This is a genomic window from Brachybacterium sp. AOP3-A1-3 (assembly GCF_052378285.1).
Lineage (GTDB): Bacteria > Actinomycetota > Actinomycetes > Actinomycetales > Dermabacteraceae > Brachybacterium.
In genome coordinates, this window is record NZ_JBQSXM010000005.1 from 86,458 (window position 1) to 104,843 (window position 18,386).

The following is an 18,386-nucleotide window of genomic DNA, read 5'->3' on the forward strand; positions in this document are numbered from 1 at the left end:
GCGTGCCGCACGGGCACAGGGTCCTTTCCTCCACACGGGGTGTCCGTCCCCAACTCGGGCGGGAGGACTGCGCGGACGGGAACGGTGCACGAAGGTCGGTCCATGACGACCAACACCCCACCAGCCGGCTCCGCTCGGCGTGTCCTGCACCCCTACGACCCCTCCGAGTTCCTCGCCGAGACCAGGATCTGCCTGCGTCAGATCCCGACCGACTGCCTCATCGTGATGGGGTGCGGGGAGAGCGGGCAGCCTCCGGTGGTGACCACGTCCGAGCTGTCCGACCTCCTCGCCCCGGGCTGGGCGGACCGGCTCGAGCAGCATCTGGAGCTCCTGCTGAGCCGGGGCTGTCGCCGGGCCTCTGCCATGATCGTCGTCGGCGACGGTGACGGTGAGCTGCCCGAACCCGTCGTGGAGGAGCTCACGGTGCGGTTGTCGGCGAGGTTCCTCGCGACGGCCGCTCACCTGCTTCCGGACCCCTTTCCGCTGGAGTCCCTCTGGCTCGTCGCGAACGCGCAGTGCCGGCAGGTGATCCGGGGCGAGCCCGACGGCGACGAGGAACGCCTCCTGGTCTCGCCGCCGCAGCCGCTGCGTCCCTTCCAGGAGACTCGCGCCGCTGCCGACGAGGTCCTCGTCGGACGCTCCATCCCGCAGCCGCCCCGGGACGAGCCGCGGCTCGAGCTGGTGGGCCGCCACCTGCATCTCACCCGGACGGCCCTCGACGCTGCCGTCGATCCGGGGGAGCTCTTCGCCAGAGCACGGGACGCGCTGCGCAGGCTGCGCGCCGGGGTCGAGGGTCCTGCGGATCCGCGCTTCGTGACGGACTGTGAACACATCTCGGAACTGGTGTCCGCCGTCGCCGTCGAGCGCCTGCACTGGGAGCTGCTCGCGCGCTGCGTCGATCGGGGGAACGCCGCCCCGATCGATCGGGAGCAGCTGCTGCAGATTCTCGTCCGGGACGGGTCCTGGACCCCGGATGTCGACGTCTGTGCAGGTGGCGAATGGTATATGGCGATTCAGCAGCTGCGCGATGTCGTGGCGGCAGGATGTGCGGATCCGGCACTCCCGAACCACGGGATCGCCCGGGAGGCGTGGCGAGGGCTGACCGCGATACTCGTCCTGCTGGCCTGGTGGAACCACCGGTTCGCGACGGCGGGCGGTCTCGTGGATGAGCTCTGGGATCGGGAACCGGCATCGACTCTGGCACCCTTGTTGGCACGTATGACCGACACGCCGATCTTTCCGGCCTGGTGGCCCAGTCCCTGACTCCGGGACGACTGGTGCGAGCCGGCCGGAGCGCAGGGAGGAGGAGCCGCCGATGACCGCACTCGGAGCTCTGCACCGGACGACGGCGACCACCTCGTCGACCCCGAGCGGACGGGCCGCGACCTCGTTCCCGGACCGGCAGGTGACCGGAGAGCCCGCCCCGGATGTCCCGCCGGCCGCTTCAACGGGCGCCTGGACCACCGCGCACGGGGCAGGGGACCGGAAGTTCATGTCCATCGGCTCTCTCGAGCTCGAGAGCGGCACGGTGCTCCAGGACGTCACCATGGCATACGAGACCTGGGGTGCCCTCGACGCGGATGGCGGCAACGCCATTCTCGTGCTGCACGCGCTCACCGGGGACTCGCACGTGCGTGGAGGCGTGAGCGCCGCGCATCCGAGTCCTGGATGGTGGGAGGACGTGGTCGGTCCCGGTCTCCCGATCGACACCGACCGCTGGTTCGTGATCGCGCCGAACATCCTCGGTGGTTGTCAGGGGAGCACCGGGCCCAGTTCCCTGGCTCCCGATGGACGTGCCTGGGGTTCCCGGTTCCCGGTGCTGACCGTGCGGGACCAGGTCGCCGCTGAACGTCGCCTGCGCGACCAGCTCGAGATCGAGCGCTGGGGTCTCGTGATCGGTGGATCGATGGGCGGGATGCGAGCGGTCGAATGGGCGGTGAGCCATCCGGACGAGGTGGAGCGGCTCGCTGTCATCGCCAGCTCGGCGCGGGCGACCGCTGATCAGATCGCCTGGAACAGCGCCCAGAGCGCTGCGATCCGCGTCGATCCCGAGTTCCGGGGCGGCGACTACTACGACGTCGGCGGTGGCCAGGGTCCGCAGCTGGGACTCGGCATCGCGCGCCGCATCGCCCACACCACGTATCGCACCGCGACGGAGCTCGAGACCCGATTCGGGAATCGCCCCCAGGAGTCCGAGGACCCCTTCGACGGGGTCGGGCGTCACCAGATCACCAGCTATCTGGACCACCATGCCGGCAAGCTCGCGCGTCGCTTCGACGCGAACTCCTATCTCGTGCTCGCCCATTCGATGAGCACGCACGACGTCGGCCGGGGCCGCGGCGGGGTCGACGCGGCGCTGTCCCGGGTCAGCGCTCGTGCGCTCGTCGTGGCGATCGATTCCGATCGTCTCTTCCCTCCGTCGCTGGTGGAGGAGATGGCCGAGCACATCCCACGCTCCAGCTGGCATGTCGCGCACTCGGAGGTCGGGCACGATGCGTTCCTGCTCGCCCATCCGGAGCTCGACGGGTGGATCGCGGACCTGCTCGATGGCTAAGCTGGTGGGATCAGTCGACGGCCCTCGAGCGAGGCGTCTCGAGAACCGTCCCGAGTTGGGAGCTGGCGAATGACCGTTGTCGTGGGCTACACACCATCGAGCCAGGGCATGGCTGCCCTGCGCTCTGCAGTCCGGAGCGCCAAGCGGGACAGAACGGACCTGGTCGTCGCCTATTACCAGTTCTGCGAAGCTCCGGACGGGCTCGCCGCCCCGTCGGAGGCGGACGTGCAGGACGCTCTGGCCGAGGCGGATGCGGAGGGGGTCGACGTCGTGCTGCGTCGTCGATCGCTGCCGGACATCGGTGAGTTCCTGCTGACCGTGGTCGATGAGTTCTCGGCGACTCTGCTGGTGATCGGGCTGAGGCGGAAGTCGCCCATCGGGAAGCTCAATCTCGGCGCCGCCGCACGACGTGTCGTGCTCGGAGCGCCGTGTCCCGTGCTCGCCGTGAAGGACGATGACCGGCACGCGGGCACCAGCAAGCACTCGGTCGCCTGAAGTTCGTGCCGCGCCCTTCGGGGGTGCGGCAGCAGGCGCAGCAGGAGGCGCTGCCGGGGTGCGGAGAGACGCTGCCGAGGCTTCTGGGCGCGGCCGGGAATAAGTGCTCGCGCAGGACGTTATACTTGTGAGGCTTGACGGCACCGTGCCTTCGTGCGCCGTGAACCCGGTAGACACCGGTTCGACGGTTGCCCCAGGACCCGAGCCGCGCCGAGATGACTGATCGCCCGAGTGTGGCGGTGCACCCCAGGGTCACCGCCGGAAGAAGGAACTCTGTGACCTCCTCCAAGACCGCTGAGACCGCCACCGAGACGACCGCTGAGGCGGCCGTCCCCGAGGCGGACGCGACCTCGAAGCGTTCCGCGTCGACCGCGAAGAGCACGACCGCGAAGACCGCCGGAACCCCGAGCAAGCGCACGTCCAGTACGAAGACCGCCGCGGAGCCGGCGGATGATGCCGAGGCTCCCGCCGCCGAGAAGCCTGCGGCCAAGAAGCCTGCCGCGCGCAAGCCCGCTGCGAAGAAGAAGCCCGCCGCCACGAAGGCGTCCAAGGCCGCCGCGTCGAAGGACGCGGAGGACGAGGCCGACGAAGAGGTGGAGGAGTCGGAGCCCAAGAAGGAGGCGTCGGCGGCTGACGCCAAGGTCGAGGCCTCAGGTGGCTTCATCTTCAATGCCTCGGAGGATGACGCACCTGCCCAGCAGGTCGTCACCGCTGGTGCGACCGCCGATCCGGTCAAGGACTACCTCAAGCAGATCGGCAAGGTGGCGTTGCTGAACGCCGCGCAGGAGGTCGAGCTCGCCGAGCGTATCGAGGCCGGTCTCTTCGCGGAGCAGAAGCTCAAGCGCGACGAGTCGATCGCCAAGACGAAGGCCGGCCGTGAGCTCGGGATGATCGCCGAGGACGGGCGGGCCGCCAAGGACCACCTGCTCGAGGCCAACCTCCGACTGGTGGTCTCCCTCGCCAAGCGCTACACCGGCCGCGGCATGCTGTTCCTGGACCTGATCCAGGAGGGCAACCTCGGTCTGATCCGCGCCGTGGAGAAGTTCGACTACTCCAAGGGCTACAAGTTCTCGACCTACGCGACCTGGTGGATCCGTCAGGCGATCACCCGCGCCATGGCGGACCAGGCCCGCACGATCCGCATCCCGGTGCACATGGTCGAGGTCATCAACAAGCTCGCTCGTGTCCAGCGGCAGATGCTGCAGGACCTCGGCCGGGAGCCCACCCCCGAGGAGCTCGCCAAGGAACTCGACATGACCCCGGAGAAGGTCGTCGAGGTCCAGAAGTACGGCCGCGAGCCGATCTCCCTGCACACCCCTCTGGGTGAGGACGGCGACAGCGAGTTCGGTGACCTCATCGAGGACTCCGAGGCTGTGGTCCCGGCGGATGCCGTGAGCTTCACCCTGCTGCAGGAGCAGCTGCACTCGGTGCTGGACACCCTCTCCGAGCGCGAGGCCGGAGTGGTCTCCATGCGCTTCGGTCTCGAGGACGGGCAGCCCAAGACCCTTGATGAGATCGGAAAGGTCTACGGCGTCACGCGCGAGCGGATCCGTCAGATCGAGTCCAAGACGATGTCGAAGCTGCGTCACCCCTCGCGCTCGCAGGTGCTGCGCGACTACCTCGACTGAGGGCGACCCCGCACGACCTCGACGGCCGCGCCGGGACCTGTGAACAGGTCCCGGCGCCGCCGTCGTCCGAAGGCAGTCGGTGTCTGAAGGCAGCCAGCGTCTGCGCAGAGTCGCCGTCTGGACGTACGGGCCGTCGGCGTCCGAGACCACGAGAGGGCACCCACCAGCGGTGGGTGCCCTCTCGTCTGAGGTCCGGGGTGACGTCACCCGGGCCGTGGTTCAGACGGTGATCAGTCCTCGACCGGTTCCGGCTTGGCGTGGAGCCTCTCCGTCTCGTCGATGACCTCGGAGGCGACGTCCTTGAGGGCGTCCTGGTGGGCGCGGGCGTGATGTGCACAGAACATCAGCTCGCCGCCGGCCTCCAGGAGCACCTTGACGTACGCCTGGGCGCCGCAGCGGTCGCAGCGGTCGTGTGCGGTCAGCCGGGGGGCTTCAAGAGTCAGGTTCATAGTCCTTTTCTAGCATCGGATGCGCCCCCTGGGGAGTGCTCGGGCCCGTGGTTCGCTCGGGGCGCAACGAATCTGTGAGCGGTGCCGCAATGCGCGGTTCCACGGCGCCGGGCACGTAGGATCCCAGGCGTGGCCACCTCCAGCAGCACGAAGAAATCCGCATACGACGCACGCAACCTCCAGGTCCTCGAAGGGCTGGAGGCGGTGCGGAAGCGTCCCGGCATGTACATCGGCTCGACGGACTCCCGCGGGCTCATGCACTGCCTGTGGGAGATCCTCGACAACTCGGTCGACGAGGCCCTGGGCGGTCACGGCGATTCCATCTCGGTGATCCTGCATCCCGACGCCTCCGTCGAGGTCCGCGACACCGGTCGTGGTGTCCCGGTCGATGTCGAGCCGCGCACGGGCCTGACCGGTGTCGAGGTCGTCTATACGAAGCTCCATGCCGGGGGGAAGTTCGGCGGCGGCTCCTATGCGGCCTCCGGCGGCCTGCACGGTGTCGGCGCGAGCGTCGTCAACGCGCTCTCCGGCCGGCTCGACGTCGAGGTGGACCGTGCCGGCAAGACCTACGCGATGAGCTTCCGGCGAGGTCAGCCGGGGACCTTCGAGGACGGCGACCAGCCGGACCCCGACGCGCCCTTCACCCCTGCTCAGGGACCGGGGGAGCTGCGCGTGATCGGCACGGCGAAGCGCGGAGTCAGCGGGACCCGGGTGCGGTACTGGGCGGATCCGCAGATTTTCATCAAGGGATCCCACTTCGCGCTCGACGAGCTGCACCGGCGGGCCCGACAGACGGCGTTCCTCGTGCCCGGCCTGCAGATCTCCGTTACCGATCAGCGTCCCGAGGCCTCCCCGGACCAACCGGCCACACGCAGCTACAAGTACGACGGCGGGATCAGCGAGTTCGTCGAGTACCTGGCGCAGGACGAGAAGATCACCGACGTGATCCGCCTGCAGGGATCGGGCGACTACACCGAGACCGTGCCCGTGCTCGACAAGAACGGGCACATGGTCTCCACCGACGTGGAGCGTTCCTGTGAGGTCGATATCGCGCTGCGCTGGGGTGCCGACTACGACTCCACGCTGCGCTCGTTCGTCAACATCGTCGCCACGCCCAAGGGCGGCACCCATATGTCCGGCTTCGAGCAGGCCCTGGTCAAGACGATGCGCAAGCAGGTCGAGAACCAGGCTCGACGGGTGAAGTTCAACGCCAAGAACGAGAAGATCGAGAAGGACGATGCGCTGGCAGGCCTGACCGCTGTCGTGAGTGTGCGCATCGACGAGCCGCAGTTCGAGGGCCAGACCAAGGAGATCCTCGGCACCCCGGCGATCCGCGCGATCGTCGGGAAGATCGTCGAGCAGCGGCTGACCACCTTCCTCACCTCGACCACGAAGGGCGAGAAGGAACAGGCCGCGCTGGTCGTCGACAAGGTGGTCTCCGAGATGCGTGCACGCATCGCGGCACGGATGCACAAGGAGGTCTCGCGGCGGAAGAACGCCCTGGAGTCGTCCACGATGCCGACCAAGCTCGCCGACTGCCGCACCCATGACGTCGAGCGCTCCGAGCTGTTCATCGTCGAGGGTGACAGCGCCCTGGGCACCGCCAAGAACGCGCGCTCCTCGGAGTACCAGGCGCTCCTGCCCATCCGCGGCAAGATCCTCAACGTGCAGAAGGCGTCCATCACGGACATGCTCAAGAACACCGAGTGCGCGGCGATCATCCAGGTCATCGGGGCCGGTTCCGGGCGCACCTTCGACCTCGACGCCGCTCGCTACGGCAAGATCATCATGATGACGGATGCCGACGTCGACGGTGCCCACATCCGCACCCTGCTGCTGACCCTGTTCCATCGCTACATGCGGCCGCTGGTCGAGGCCGGGCGTGTCTACGCCGCGGTCCCGCCGCTGCACCGCGTGGAGATCATCCACGGCGGCAAGAAGAAGAACGAGCTCGTCTACACCTACTCCGAGGCAGAGCTGAACAAGCTCCTGAAGAACCTCGAGCGGCGGGGGAAGAAGTACAAGGAGCCGATCCAGCGCTACAAGGGTCTGGGTGAGATGGACGCTGATCAGCTGGCGGACACCACCATGGATCCCGGTCACCGCACCCTGCGTCGGGTGCGTATCGAGGATGCGGAGGCCGCCAGTGCGGTCTTCGAGCTCCTGATGGGCTCCGAGGTCGCGCCCCGCAAGCAGTTCATCATCGAAGGAGCCGAAGAGCTCGACCTGGAGAGGATCGACGCATGAGTGTCGCCGTCCGTGTGATCCCGTGCCTGGATGTCGACGCCGGCCGTGTCGTCAAGGGCGTCAACTTCCAGGGCATGCGCGATGCCGGGGACCCGGTCGAGCTCGCCGCCCGGTACGGGGCGGAGGGGGCCGATGAGCTCACCTTCCTCGATGTCACCGCCTCCTCCGGGGGCCGGGCGACCATGATCGATGTGGTGCGCCGCACCGCGGAGCAGATCTTCATCCCGTTGACCGTCGGCGGCGGGGTGCGCTCGGTGGACGACGTGGATCAGCTCCTCCGGGCGGGCGCCGACAAATGCGGGGTCAACACCGCTGCGATCGGACGTCCCGAGCTGATCAGCGAGATCTCCCACCGTTTCGGCAACCAGGTTCTGGTGCTCTCGATCGACGCCCGGCGCGTCACCAAGGACACCCCGGAGGGCACGGCCCGCACCGGGTCCGGCTTCGAGGTCACCACCCACGGCGGCCGTCGCGGCACCGGCATCGATGCGATCGCATGGATCCGCGAGGTGACGCAGCGAGGCGCCGGGGAGATCCTGCTGAACTCCATGGACGCCGATGGCACCGAGCAGGGCTTCGACCTCGAGCTGATCCGGCTCGCGCGAGGGGCCACCAACCTTCCGCTGATCGCGTCAGGCGGTGCCGGGAAGCCCGAGGACTTCGCGCCGGCCGTGCACGTCGGCGCTGACGCCGTGCTCGCGGCGAGCGTGTTCCACTTCCAGCAGATGACCATCGCCGACGCGAAGAAGGCGATGGCCGCCGACGGCATCACCGTGCGCTGATCGCGCCGCGCTGGCGACAGGACCCCGTCCGGGAACGGACGGGGTCCTGTCTTATGAGCCCGGAGCCCGGAGCCCGGAGCCCGGAGCCCGGAGCCCGGAGCCCGGAGCCCGGAGCCCGGAGCCCGGAGCCGTCGGAGTCATCGCCGAGGCATGGCGGTGGTCGCCAGAGCGTTCAGGAACAGCTGATCCCGCTCCTGGAGGGCCTGCTCGGCGGCTTCGCGCCGGCGTGCGCGCTCGATGGCACGACGGCGGACTCGTGCGGCGCGCACGTCAACACTCGGAACGACGCTCGCAGCGATGCCCGGTTCGGACGGAGCGCGCTCCGGCGAAGCCTGCAGCGCCCGGCGGTGCTCCGGGAGCGGAGCTCGCAGCGTCGACAGCGGTGTGAGGGCGGTGGTGGTGGTGGGTGGACGGTCGAGGGGTGTCTGGACGGACATGGCGGCCTCCTGGCCGATGGGGTGCGTTCGAGTCTTCTCGCGCCAGCGGACACGATGTGTCCGCAGAGAGAGGAGGGCGTCACGAAGCGCTCGACGAGCGTCGAGAGAGGTGTCGTGACGAGGATCGGCGCGACGGGCCGATGGGTGTGCGACGCGGAGCGATCTCCGGCGTCGGGAGGGCCTATGCGGCCTTGCCGGTGGTGCGGGGTACCCCACCGGTCGCTGCCCTGCGCACGGTCGATCCGTGACGCCCGAGGGGGGACGCAGCGCAGCCGACCAGGACCGCGGCCGTACGAGCCGGGAACGGGGTGGTGTGCATCTCCATGAGGACAGTCGACCATCGCAGAGTGCGGACCACAAGCGAATAAATAGTGCTCACCTCGACGGAGAACCACGCCGAGAAGGGCCGAGCAGGACGGCAGAGGACCCGGTCCCGCCCGGCGAAGGGCAGGACCGGGTCCTCAAGGTGAACGGTGAACGTCGAACGGCGAACGGCGAACGTCGAACGGCGAACGGTGGGCGGTGAGCGGTGAGCGGGCAGCGGTGCGCTCAGAGCCCCGGACGGATCAGTGCTCGATGCGGTAGGTGACGCCGAGCGTATGTGCGGCGCCCGGGTCGAGGGTCACGAAGCGATCCTTGGCCACGGCCGGTTCGACGCACACGAACTCGGGCCAGGCATCGTCGGGCAGGTCGCCCATCCCGGCGGCGAGCTCGGGCCAGGGGTTCCACACCACGGTCTTCGTCGTGCCGCGCGGGCTGGACACGATGCGGCGGGACCCCGCCTCGTCGAGGATCGTGACCTCCCCGTGCGCGTCGAAGATCTTGTCGGTGGAGCCGGTCAGGCGCAGCGCCTGATCACCCTGCACGTCGGCGGCCAGTCCTCGCGTGTTGTCGAGGTACGCGGCCTCTCGGAGCCCGTCGATCGCGATCTGCCGCACGTCCGCGACGGCGAGATAGGTGTGCAGCGCGGCCTCGATCTCGAGGGCCTCCTGCCCGGCCGTGAGCGTGAGATCCACGGAGAGCTCGGCACCGATGCGGAAGACGACCCTCCCCGTGAGCTCTGCGGCGTCCTGCGGGGTCTCCAGCTCCAGGACGACATCATCGCCGTCGAGGGCCGCGGAGACGAGATCCCAGCGGACCGTGCGCAGCCAGCCGTGCTTGACCGCCATGGTCCCGTCGCGCCCGGGGCCGAACCAGGGGCCGACCAGCGGGATGCCGCCGCGGATGGCCTCGCCGGGTCCGAAGGCCGAGTCGGGGCTGAGCCACAGCAGATCGGACTCCCCGGCGGGAACCCAGCTGGTCAGATGCGCGCCGTCGAGATGGACGACTGCGCGGGCAGCCGGGACGTCGACGACGATCGCGTCGGCGCCGTGGAGCTGCTCGAGGAGGACCCCGTCAGGCAGGGAGACGGATGCGGCAGTGCTCGAAGTGTTCATGGCACTCATCGTCCCACGGGGGATGGGCTCTCGAACGGCGGGTGTCAGGGAGTTGCCGTCGTCTCGCGGACGCCGTCCCCGGCTGCGGAGACCGCCCGGATCAACAGCAGGAGCCAGACGTACACCGTCACCGCCGTGCCGATCTCGAAGGCCGTCATGTTCAGATAGCCCACCACCTCGAACAGGACGATCAGCATCACCAGGATCGCGAACGCTATGCCGGTGAACAGGAGCAGACCGCCGGGCAGCCGGCGCAGCAGCACCGGGAAGACGACGAGTGCGAGTCCGAAGACCACCACGAGGGACTCGGCGACGACGTTGTGCCAGTACTCGCTGACGTTCAGGGAGATCAGGGCGACCAGGGCGAGCAGCGCTCCCAGCACCGCCAGGGTCCCATGCACCACCTGGACCTTCCACCGTGGTTCGCCGGCCGCACGAGCCCACAGCCCGAGGTCGTGCCCGAGGAAGTCCCCGACCGCGACGAAGGCCAAGCCTGTCAGCAGCAGGGTGAGGTTGAAGGCGAGCCCGGCCCGATCCGATCCTGCGCCGAGCTGGGAGAAGAACTGCTCCCACCAGTAAGGATCCGGGGCCAGCATCGCGGCGGACAGCACCCCGACGGTGAGGAAGGCCATGAGCAGCGTGGCGAGCGAGCGGCCATCGAGGGCCGCTGAGCCCGCCCCGACGATGTAGGCCCAGGCCCCGGTGCTGGCACTCACCCAGAACGTGCTCGCGAAGCGATCCAGCGCCACGCCCTGGAACGCCAGCTGCAGCACCGCGAACATCGCACCGGTCAGCAGGAACGCGAGCACCGCGTACACCAGGGACGGCCCGGCGACGGCCAGAACTCGTCGCCACCACGGCATGTCCTGCATCCACGGGTGGACCCGCGGGGCGAGCACGAGGAGGGCACCCGTGGCGACCAGACCGGAGACGGCGAGCGCGCACACGGCGGCGAGCTCCCCGATGGACCCCGGGCCGGACAGGGGAGCTGTGCCGCGCAGGACGAGGAGGCCGACCACCAGGCCCGTGACCGCCCCGGCGAGGCCGAGCGTGAGGCTGATGCCCTCCGCCCGGATCGGTTCCGTCGATCGCAGCCGGGCGCGGGTGCGTGACATCACGGAGGTGCTGGTGCCGGGACGCGTCATCGGGATATCTCGCCGAGGAGGGGTCAGCCGACCGCAGCGATCGGCACGGCGACCGGGGTGCCGGAGCCGTCTCGTCGGCCCGTGGGCTCGGGCAGATCGATCGGCTGGCCCGCCTCGGAGCAGGCCCGGGCGGGGTGCGGCACCACCCAGGCGCCGATGAGGGTGTCCTCGCCGCGGAGGAAGCGGTGGCAGCGCATCCCGGCGGTGGCACGCCCCTTGGCCGGGAACTCGGTGAGGGAGGAGACCTTCAGCGAGCCGGTCTGCAGCAGGGGCAGGGTGCCGGAGCTGCCGGAGACCGTGACGACGTCCGCTGCAGCAGTGACGTCGACCGTCCCGAAGGCGATCACGTGGGCATCGGCGGCGAGCTTGATCCCGGCGACCCCACCGGCACCACGGCCCTGCGGCCGGACCCCGGAGGCGGGGAAGTGCAGCAGCTGGGCGTCCGAGCTGACGAAGACCAGGTCCAGGTCGCTGTCCTCCTCCAGGTCGACCACACCCACCACGGTGTCCCCGTCCTTGAGCGCGATGATCTCGAAGCCGTCGGTCCGGGGGAAGTCGAGCTGCACGCGCTTGACCACACCCTGGCGGGTGCCGAGCGCGATCGCTCCGCCGCGGGCCACGTCCGCTTCGGAGAGTCGGATCAGGCCCAGCGGTCGTTCCTCGCGGTCGAGGTCCAGGAGATCGCTCAGCCGGGTTCCGCCGGCCAGCGACGGGGCGCCTGCGGTGGGGGCGAGCGAAGGCAGCTCCACGACCGACAGATGCAGCACCCGGCCGCGATCCGTGACGACCCCGATCGTGGACCGCGTCGAGGTCAGCACATCCGAGACGATGACGTCGTGGGAGCTGCGCCGGCCCTCGCGCAGCACGTCGTCCTCCCCGGCGACTCGCGCCACCAGCGACGTACCGGTGAGCAGCACCCGGCAGGGCTCGTCGGCCACCTCGAGGGATCCGGAGGCGGTGACGGCGGGCTGATCGGCCGCTTCCAGCAGGACCGTGCGCCGGGAGTCCCCGTGCTCGGCGGCGACGGCGGCGAGCTCCGTGGAGACCAGCGTGCGCAGGACCGTGTCGGAGCCGAGGATCTCCTCGAGCTCCTCGATCTCCCGACGCAGGTCATCACGCTCGGCCTCGAGGTCGATCTGCGAGAACTTCGTCAGCCGGCGCAGCCGCAGCTCGAGGATGTACTCGGCCTGCAGCTGCGAGAGATCGAAGACGCCCATCAGGCGGGTGCGTGCGGACTCCGCGTCGTCGCTGCTGCGGATGATCTGGATGACCTCGTCGATGTCGACGATCGCCAGCAGCATGCCCTCGACCAGGTGCAGGCGCGCCTTGCGCCTGCCGAGCCGGTGCTCGGTGCGTCGGCGCACCACCTGCAGCCGATGGTCGACGAAGACCTCGAGCATCTGCTTCAGGCCCAAGGTGCGCGGCTGACCGTCGACCAGGGCCACGTTGTTGATGCCGAAGGACTCCTCCAGCGGCGTGTACCTGTACAGCTGCGAGAGCACCGCTTCGGGGTCGTAACCCGACTTCACGGTCAGCACGAGGCGCAGGCCGTGGTGGCGGTCGGTCAGGTCCTGATAGTCGGTGATGCCCTGCACGCGCTTGGCCTGGACCGCGTCACGCAGCTTCTCGGCGACCTTCTCCGGCCCCACCTGGTAGGGGAGCTCGGTGACGACGATGCCCTTGCGCCGCGAGGTGATGTTCTCGATGCGCGTCGTGGCCCGCATCTTGAACGAGCCGCGACCCGTGCGGTACGCATCACGAACACCGTCGAGCCCGACGATCCGCCCTCCGGTGGGCAGATCGGGCCCGGGGACGAAGCGCATGAGGGCTTCGAGATCGGCGTCGGGGTGGTCGATCAGGTGGCGGGCCGCAGCGATCGTCTCGACCAGGTTGTGCGGCGCCATGTTCGTGGCCATCCCGACCGCGATGCCGGACGCCCCGTTGACGAGGAGGTTCGGGTACTGCGCAGGCAGCACCTCGGGCTGGGTGAGCTGGTTGTCGTAGTTCGGGATCATGTCCGCGACGTCCTCGTCCAGCGAGTCCGTCATCAGCAGAGCCGCCTTGGCGAGGCGGGCCTCGGTGTACCGGGCCGCCGCCGGGCCGTTGTCGAGGGAGCCGAAGTTGCCGTGCCCGTCCACGAGGGGCATGCGCATGTTGAAGCTCTGGGCCATGCGCACCAGGGCGTCGTAGATCGCGGTGTCGCCGTGGGGGTGGAGCTTTCCCATCACCTCGCCGACGACGCGCTGGCTCTTGACGTGCCCGCGCTCGGGGCGCAGCCCCATCTCGGCCATCATGTAGAGGATGCGGCGCTGGACCGGCTTGAGCCCGTCTCGGGCGTCCGGAAGCGCCCGGGAATAGATCACGGAGTACGCGTATTCGAGGAACGACGTCTCCATCTCGCTGGTGACGTCGATGTCGACGATCGTCTCGTCGACCTCGTCATCCCCGGCGGGCGGCTGGGTGCTTCGTGATCGGGCCATGAGGGACATCATGGCGCATGACCGGCCATGATTCCGGGAGCCAGGGCCCGGACGGGACGTGAATCCCGTCTATTCCACGATCGTCGACGATAGGATCCGATCATGCCCGACAGTCGTGTGCCCCGGCTCGAACCGCTGCGCTCCCTGCGGCGTCGTGCCGCCGACGCCGCCGGTGACCCCGCTGAGGAGTACCCGGCGCACTGGGAGGCCGACATCGCCCTGCGTGACGGTTCCGCGGCACATCTGCGGCCCATCCGCCCCGCGGACGCGGACGCCCTCCAGGACTTCCACACACGGCAGTCCGAGCATTCGCGCTATCTCCGGTTCTTCGCGGCGATGCCGCAGCTCTCCCCCCGGGACCTCGCACGGTTCACGCACGTCGACCACCACGACCGGGTGGCCTTCATCGTGCTGGTGGGGGACGAGATCATCGCTGTGGCCCGGTACGACCGGATCGATCCACGAGCGGCAGAGGTCGCGTTCAACGTCTCCGACGCGCGCCAGGGCTCCGGTCTCGCCTCGGTGCTGCTCGAGCACCTGGCGGCCGCGGCCCGCGAACGGGGCATCAGCTTCTTCACCGCCGAGGTGCTGCCGCAGAACGCGAAGATGATCAACGTGTTCACCGAGGCCGGTTTCGACGTGGAGCGCACCATGGACGACGGCGTGGTCCTGGTCTCCTTCCGCATCGACCCCACGAAACGCTCCCTCGCGGTGATGGCGGAGCGCGAGCACCGTGCGGAGGCCCGCGCCATGGAGCGCCTCCTGACCCCGGAGTCCGTCGTGCTGATCGGGGTGTCCTCCCGCGCCGACTCCGCCGGGGGCCGGTTCCTCACGGCGCTCGAGAACTCCGGATACTCCGGCGCCGTCCACGTCATCTCCCGGGACGCGTTCGAGGTGCGCGGTCACCGTACCCGTGCTCGGATCGAGGACATCCCGGGCACCGTCGATCTCGCGGTGATCGCCCTGCGCCCCGAAGCCTGCCTCGACGCCATCGAGCAGTGCGCGGAGATCGGGGTGCGCAGCGTCGTGATCCCCACCGAGGGGTTCACGGACAGCGAGCAGGGCCGCCGGCTGCAGAGGCGGCTCGTGGCCCGTGCCCGCCTGCACGGCATGCGCCTGCTGGGCCCGGGGTCGCTCGGTTTCCTGCGCACGGGCGAGGAGGCGATCAGCCTCTCCCTCGCCCCGAAGATGCCGCACCCGGGTCCCGTGGCGCTCGCCGGGCAGTCCAGCGCGCTGTCCGCGCTGCTGCTGGCAGGGACCGACACCCGCGGGATCGGCATCCACGAGTTCGTCGGCGTCGGCAACCGGGCGGACGTCTCCCTCAACGACACCCTGCAGCACTGGGAGGACGACGACAGCGTCCGGGTGATCGCGCTCGCCCTGGAATCGATGGGCAACCCGCGGAAGTTCACACGGCTCGCCCGTCGCCTCACCCGGAAGGTTCCGCTGATCGTGCTGCGGCCGCCGGGGATCGATTCCACGACGCCCCCCGGTCACGATGTGCGCCGCTCGGTGCTGCCGCGCCGCGCCCTGGACCAGGTGCTCGGCTCCTCCGGTGCCGTGCAGGCCTCCGGGGTCGACCATCTCCTGGACATCGCCGACGCCATCGGACGCCAGGGACTGCCCCCGGGGCAGCGCGTCGGGCTGCTCTCGAACACCGCCGCGCTCGGCGCCTCCCTGCGCGGAGCGACCGACCAGGCGGGTCTCGAGGTGGTGGCCGAGAACCACAGCGTCCCCCTGGCGTCGGACCCTCGTCTGATCGAGCGCGCGTTCACCTCGATGGCCGCCCTCGGACAGGTGGACCTGGTCATCGCCGGCTTCCTCGACCCCCTCAGCGGGAACGCCCTCGAGGTGATCCGGGCGATGGCGACCGTGGCCCGCCACTCCGAGGTGGTGCTGCTGGTCTGCCTGATCACCGACGCCGACCGGTTCGCCCAGGTGCAGGCGTCGATCCGACGGGACCAGGACCTTCCTCCCCTCCATGCCACGCCCTACGGGGTGGTCCGCGCCGGGGCCGGGATGCTCGCGGCCGCACTGCGTCCGGCGGTCGACGACGACGAACCCGCGCACCGCGAGGACGTCGACCGCGCCGGCGCCCGCGATCTCGTGGACCGGGCCCTCGCCGCCAGCGGCACGTCGACCCCTGCACGCGACCTCACCGCCGGCGAGGTCAGAGATCTCCTGTCGGCCTATGGGATCGAGGTGCTGGAATCCCACGCGGTCCTCGACGCCGACGATGCCGTGGAGCGGGCACGCGGCCTCGGCTATCCCGTCGCCCTGAAGAGCACCGATGAGGTGCTGCGTCACCGGGCGGATCTCGGGGGAGTGCGCCTGGCGATCCCCGATGAGATCCAGCTGCGCCATGCGGTCGCGGCGATGCGGCGCGACCTGTCCTACTCGAGCGCCCCGCTCGAGGTGCAGGCGATGGCCCCGCCGGGCGTGCCGATGGTGGTGCGCAGCGTCGAGGACCCCTCGCTCGGCCCTGTCGTGTCCCTCTCCGTCGCGGGGGACGCCACCGACCTGCTCGATGACATCGCCTACGCCATCCCGCCGTTCAGCGAGGACGCCGCGCGCGCCCTCATCGACACCCCGGCGAGCGCGGTGAAGCTCCAGGGGAGCCGGGGGCTCCCGCCCGCGGATCGTGAGGCGCTCGCCGACCTCCTGGTGCGCATCGGTCTGCTCGCCGAGGACCTCCCGGAGCTCGCGATGCTCGAGCTGTACCCGGTGCTGGTGGGGCAGGAGGGCGTCAGCGTGGTCGGTGCCGCCGTCCGGCTGAGCCCGGCCCCCAACCGGACCGACGGCTCCCGTCGCGCCCTGTCGGGACCGGCGGGCTCCTGAGCCCGGGAGCGTGGGACACTGGTCCGATGACCACAGCTCTTCCCGCTGATCTCCTCACAGAGCTCGAGACCGCCGGATACTTCCCGCAGACGGCCGCTCAGAGCCTGAAGCGTTCCCTGCATGGTGCGCGGCCGCTGGCCCACCTCGTACGGCCGGAGACCACCTTCGACGGCCCTGAAGTGCGCCGGCACCTCACGGTCCTCGTCCTGACGGCCACCCACCTGCTGGTCACGCACCTCGATGACGACCCGGCCGACGCCCTGAACCCGAGCCAGGTCGTCTCGACCACGGAGCGGGTCCGGCTGCAGAGGATCGCCTCCACCGGTCTCTCCCAGGTCTTCGACACCGATGGGCAGCAGACCCCGGGCCGGGAGGCCGAGATCACGCTCGGCATCACGTGGAGCGGCAGCCACCGCGTGGATCTCGAGCGCGCCGTCTGCGAGGACCCCAGCTGCCAGGCCGACCACGGATACACCGGCACGATGGCCCCGGCGGACCTCGCCCTGCGTGTCAGCGCCCTTGCCGATGGCGACGATGCCGTCGAGGCCGCTCTGCGCTTCCACGACGAGCTGGTCGACGCGGTCGACGCCCTGGATGCCTGAGAGGACCACCATGGCCGATCCGGAGCACGGCGCCCCCAGCGCCCGGGCCGACGGCCCGGCTGTCCCGGCGCAGCCCATCGACTGGCCCGACGACCTGCTGCCCGCCCCGTTCGCAGACGGCGCACGACCAGCCCTCCTGGACGTCCTGGCACCGCTGGTCTCTGCGCCGGAACCGGGACGCGACGTGGTGATCCTGCTCGACGGAGTGGGCTCCAGGCTGCTCTCCACGCACCGCGCCCTCACCCCGACCCTGCGCCGGCTGGACGGGCAGATCACGCGTATCCGCACCGTGTCCCCGGCCACCACCGCCACGGCGATGGTCTCGCTGCACACCGGCCTGCCCCCGCTCGTGCACGGGGTGCTGGGATATCTCACCTACGACCCGGATTCCGGCCAGCCCCTGAACCAGATCTCCGGTGACCGATCGGTGGATCCGCGACGGTGGATGCCCGCACCGACTCTGGTCGAGCAGGGCACCCGCCGGGCGGTCCAGGTGGCCCCGTCCAAGCACGCCGGGTCTCACCTCAGCGGTGTGGCGTACCGCGGCTGGGAGTTCCTGGGCCACGGCCGGGGGGACAGGGTCGAAGCGGTGCGCACCGCGCTCCACCGCGCCGGCCCCGACGGCCTGGTCCATCTCCACGTCGACGACGTCGATCACGCCGGGCACCATCACGGGGTGGACAGCGACCAGTGGCGCACGGCTCTCGCCGAGGTCGATGCGCTCCTCGGATCGCTGCTGCGCCGACTGCCACGTGGCACGCGGCTCCACGTCACAGCGGATCACGGCATGGTCGACACCTCGCCGAGCACCACGATCGATCTCGCCGACCATCCGCGGCTGCAACGACTGGCCGCGTCGGTCGCGGGGGAGTCCCGTGCGCTCGCACTGCGAGCTGTCGAGGGGGACGGTGCCGCCGAGGAGCTCACGAGCGGACTCCGCGATCTGCTGGGAGGGCGTGCCCTGGTCCTGGACCGGGCCCAGGTGCTCTCCTCGGGGCTGCTCGCCTCGGTGGGCACCGAGGTGTCCGGGCGGGTCGCCGGGCGCCTGCCCGACGTGCTGGTGCTCGCTCGGGACCGGTGGAGCGTGGACGACTTCTCACGGCGTCCGGCGTCCGCCCGCGCGATGATCGGCGTGCACGGATCGCTCACGAAGGCCGAGAGCGTCGTCCCGCTCCTGCGCGTCATGGTCTGAGCGCCTCTCTGATCGGTGCGGGCAGCGGCACCGATCAGAGAAGCGGTGATCCGGTTCGGTCGTGAGTCCGGATCAGTGGTGCATCAGGATCAGTGGTGAAT

14 protein-coding genes are annotated in these 18,386 nt (G+C 70.0%); 9 read left to right on the top strand and 5 right to left on the bottom strand.

The window, feature by feature from the left end; all coding sequences use genetic code 11:
• Positions 1-102: 102 nt before the first annotated feature.
• The 4 genes from ACT3T5_RS09330 (at position 103) to ACT3T5_RS09345 (ending at position 4,677) form a co-directional block, all read left to right on the top strand.
• Complete coding sequence (locus tag ACT3T5_RS09330) at positions 103-1,263, top strand: hypothetical protein (RefSeq protein WP_444594246.1); 1,161 nt, start codon at positions 103-105, stop codon at positions 1,261-1,263.
• Positions 1,264-1,315: 52 nt separating this feature from the next.
• A complete protein-coding gene (metX, locus tag ACT3T5_RS09335) occupies positions 1,316-2,554 on the top strand; it encodes a homoserine O-acetyltransferase MetX (protein WP_444594247.1) in 1,239 nt (412 codons plus the stop codon).
• A 69-nt stretch (positions 2,555-2,623) separates the two neighbouring features.
• Positions 2,624-3,049, top strand: a complete 426-nt coding sequence (locus tag ACT3T5_RS09340) for a universal stress protein (protein ID WP_444594248.1) — start codon at positions 2,624-2,626, stop codon at positions 3,047-3,049.
• A gap of 215 nt (positions 3,050-3,264) precedes the next feature.
• Positions 3,265-4,677 carry an RNA polymerase sigma factor gene (locus tag ACT3T5_RS09345; protein ID WP_444579014.1) on the top strand — a complete coding sequence of 471 codons (1,413 nt, stop codon included), beginning with the start codon at positions 3,265-3,267 and terminating at the stop codon, positions 4,675-4,677.
• A 230-nt stretch (positions 4,678-4,907) separates the two neighbouring features.
• Here the strand turns inward: ACT3T5_RS09345 and ACT3T5_RS09350 are convergent, their stop codons facing one another.
• A complete protein-coding gene (locus ACT3T5_RS09350; protein ID WP_444579012.1) occupies positions 4,908-5,126 on the bottom strand; it encodes a DUF7455 domain-containing protein in 219 nt (72 codons plus the stop codon).
• Between the two features lie 129 nt (positions 5,127-5,255).
• Between ACT3T5_RS09350 and ACT3T5_RS09355 the strand changes: the two genes are divergently transcribed.
• Both ACT3T5_RS09355 and hisF read left to right on the top strand, forming a co-directional pair.
• Positions 5,256-7,373 (top strand): DNA gyrase/topoisomerase IV subunit B, encoded by a 2,118-nt coding sequence (locus tag ACT3T5_RS09355; RefSeq protein ID WP_444579010.1) that lies wholly within the window; start codon positions 5,256-5,258, stop codon positions 7,371-7,373.
• Positions 7,370-8,155: an imidazole glycerol phosphate synthase subunit HisF gene (gene hisF, locus ACT3T5_RS09360; protein ID WP_444579009.1), complete on the top strand. Its 786-nt coding sequence runs from the start codon at positions 7,370-7,372 to the stop codon at positions 8,153-8,155. The genes ACT3T5_RS09355 and hisF overlap by 4 nt, the downstream gene beginning before the upstream one ends.
• A gap of 137 nt (positions 8,156-8,292) precedes the next feature.
• On the opposite strand, the gene ACT3T5_RS09365 is transcribed toward hisF, so the two are convergent.
• From ACT3T5_RS09365 to ACT3T5_RS09380, 4 genes are all read right to left on the bottom strand, one after another.
• Positions 8,293-8,592, bottom strand: a complete 300-nt coding sequence (locus tag ACT3T5_RS09365) for a hypothetical protein (RefSeq protein ID WP_444579008.1) — start codon at positions 8,590-8,592, stop codon at positions 8,293-8,295.
• 566 nt (positions 8,593-9,158) lie between these two features.
• Entirely contained in the window at positions 9,159-10,028 is an 870-nt protein-coding gene (locus ACT3T5_RS09370) for a D-hexose-6-phosphate mutarotase (protein WP_444579007.1), read from the bottom strand.
• A 44-nt stretch (positions 10,029-10,072) separates the two neighbouring features.
• Positions 10,073-11,143 carry a DUF998 domain-containing protein gene (locus tag ACT3T5_RS09375; protein WP_444579005.1) on the bottom strand — a complete coding sequence of 357 codons (1,071 nt, stop codon included), beginning with the start codon at positions 11,141-11,143 and terminating at the stop codon, positions 10,073-10,075.
• 53 nt (positions 11,144-11,196) lie between these two features.
• Entirely contained in the window at positions 11,197-13,653 is a 2,457-nt protein-coding gene (locus tag ACT3T5_RS09380; RefSeq protein ID WP_444579004.1) for a DNA gyrase/topoisomerase IV subunit A, read from the bottom strand.
• 102 nt (positions 13,654-13,755) lie between these two features.
• Here ACT3T5_RS09380 and ACT3T5_RS09385 point away from each other — a divergent pair, with 102 nt between their 5' ends.
• From ACT3T5_RS09385 to ACT3T5_RS09395, 3 genes are read left to right on the top strand one after another with little or no spacing between them, the layout of a single operon-like run.
• Positions 13,756-16,491, top strand: coding sequence for a bifunctional acetate--CoA ligase family protein/GNAT family N-acetyltransferase (locus ACT3T5_RS09385; RefSeq protein WP_444579003.1), 2,736 nt, complete (start codon positions 13,756-13,758; stop codon positions 16,489-16,491).
• A gap of 26 nt (positions 16,492-16,517) precedes the next feature.
• A complete protein-coding gene (locus ACT3T5_RS09390; RefSeq protein WP_443335441.1) occupies positions 16,518-17,093 on the top strand; it encodes a DUF5998 family protein in 576 nt (191 codons plus the stop codon).
• Positions 17,086-18,285, top strand: coding sequence for an alkaline phosphatase family protein (locus tag ACT3T5_RS09395; protein ID WP_444579001.1), 1,200 nt, complete (start codon positions 17,086-17,088; stop codon positions 18,283-18,285). Before ACT3T5_RS09390 ends, ACT3T5_RS09395 begins: the two co-directional genes overlap by 8 nt.
• Positions 18,286-18,386: the final 101 nt, after the last annotated feature.

Bases quoted from the DNA above. Each gene is read 5' to 3' on its own strand.
- ACT3T5_RS09365 (WP_444579008.1), bottom strand. From the start codon at position 8,592: ATGTCCGTCCAGACACCCCTCGACCGTCCACCCACCACCACCACCGCC.
- ACT3T5_RS09390 (WP_443335441.1), top strand. From the start codon at position 16,518: ATGACCACAGCTCTTCCCGCTGATCTCCTCACAGAGCTCGAGACCGCC.
- ACT3T5_RS09345 (WP_444579014.1), top strand. From the start codon at position 3,265: ATGACTGATCGCCCGAGTGTGGCGGTGCACCCCAGGGTCACCGCCGGA.
- hisF (WP_444579009.1), top strand. From the start codon at position 7,370: ATGAGTGTCGCCGTCCGTGTGATCCCGTGCCTGGATGTCGACGCCGGC.
- ACT3T5_RS09380 (WP_444579004.1), bottom strand. From the start codon at position 13,653: ATGGCCCGATCACGAAGCACCCAGCCGCCCGCCGGGGATGACGAGGTC.
- ACT3T5_RS09340 (WP_444594248.1), top strand. From the start codon at position 2,624: ATGACCGTTGTCGTGGGCTACACACCATCGAGCCAGGGCATGGCTGCC.
- ACT3T5_RS09350 (WP_444579012.1), bottom strand. From the start codon at position 5,126: ATGAACCTGACTCTTGAAGCCCCCCGGCTGACCGCACACGACCGCTGC.
- ACT3T5_RS09370 (WP_444579007.1), bottom strand. From the start codon at position 10,028: ATGAACACTTCGAGCACTGCCGCATCCGTCTCCCTGCCTGACGGGGTC.
- ACT3T5_RS09385 (WP_444579003.1), top strand. From the start codon at position 13,756: ATGCCCGACAGTCGTGTGCCCCGGCTCGAACCGCTGCGCTCCCTGCGG.
- ACT3T5_RS09375 (WP_444579005.1), bottom strand. From the start codon at position 11,143: ATGTCACGCACCCGCGCCCGGCTGCGATCGACGGAACCGATCCGGGCG.
- metX (WP_444594247.1), top strand. From the start codon at position 1,316: ATGACCGCACTCGGAGCTCTGCACCGGACGACGGCGACCACCTCGTCG.
- ACT3T5_RS09395 (WP_444579001.1), top strand. From the start codon at position 17,086: ATGCCTGAGAGGACCACCATGGCCGATCCGGAGCACGGCGCCCCCAGC.
- ACT3T5_RS09330 (WP_444594246.1), top strand. From the start codon at position 103: ATGACGACCAACACCCCACCAGCCGGCTCCGCTCGGCGTGTCCTGCAC.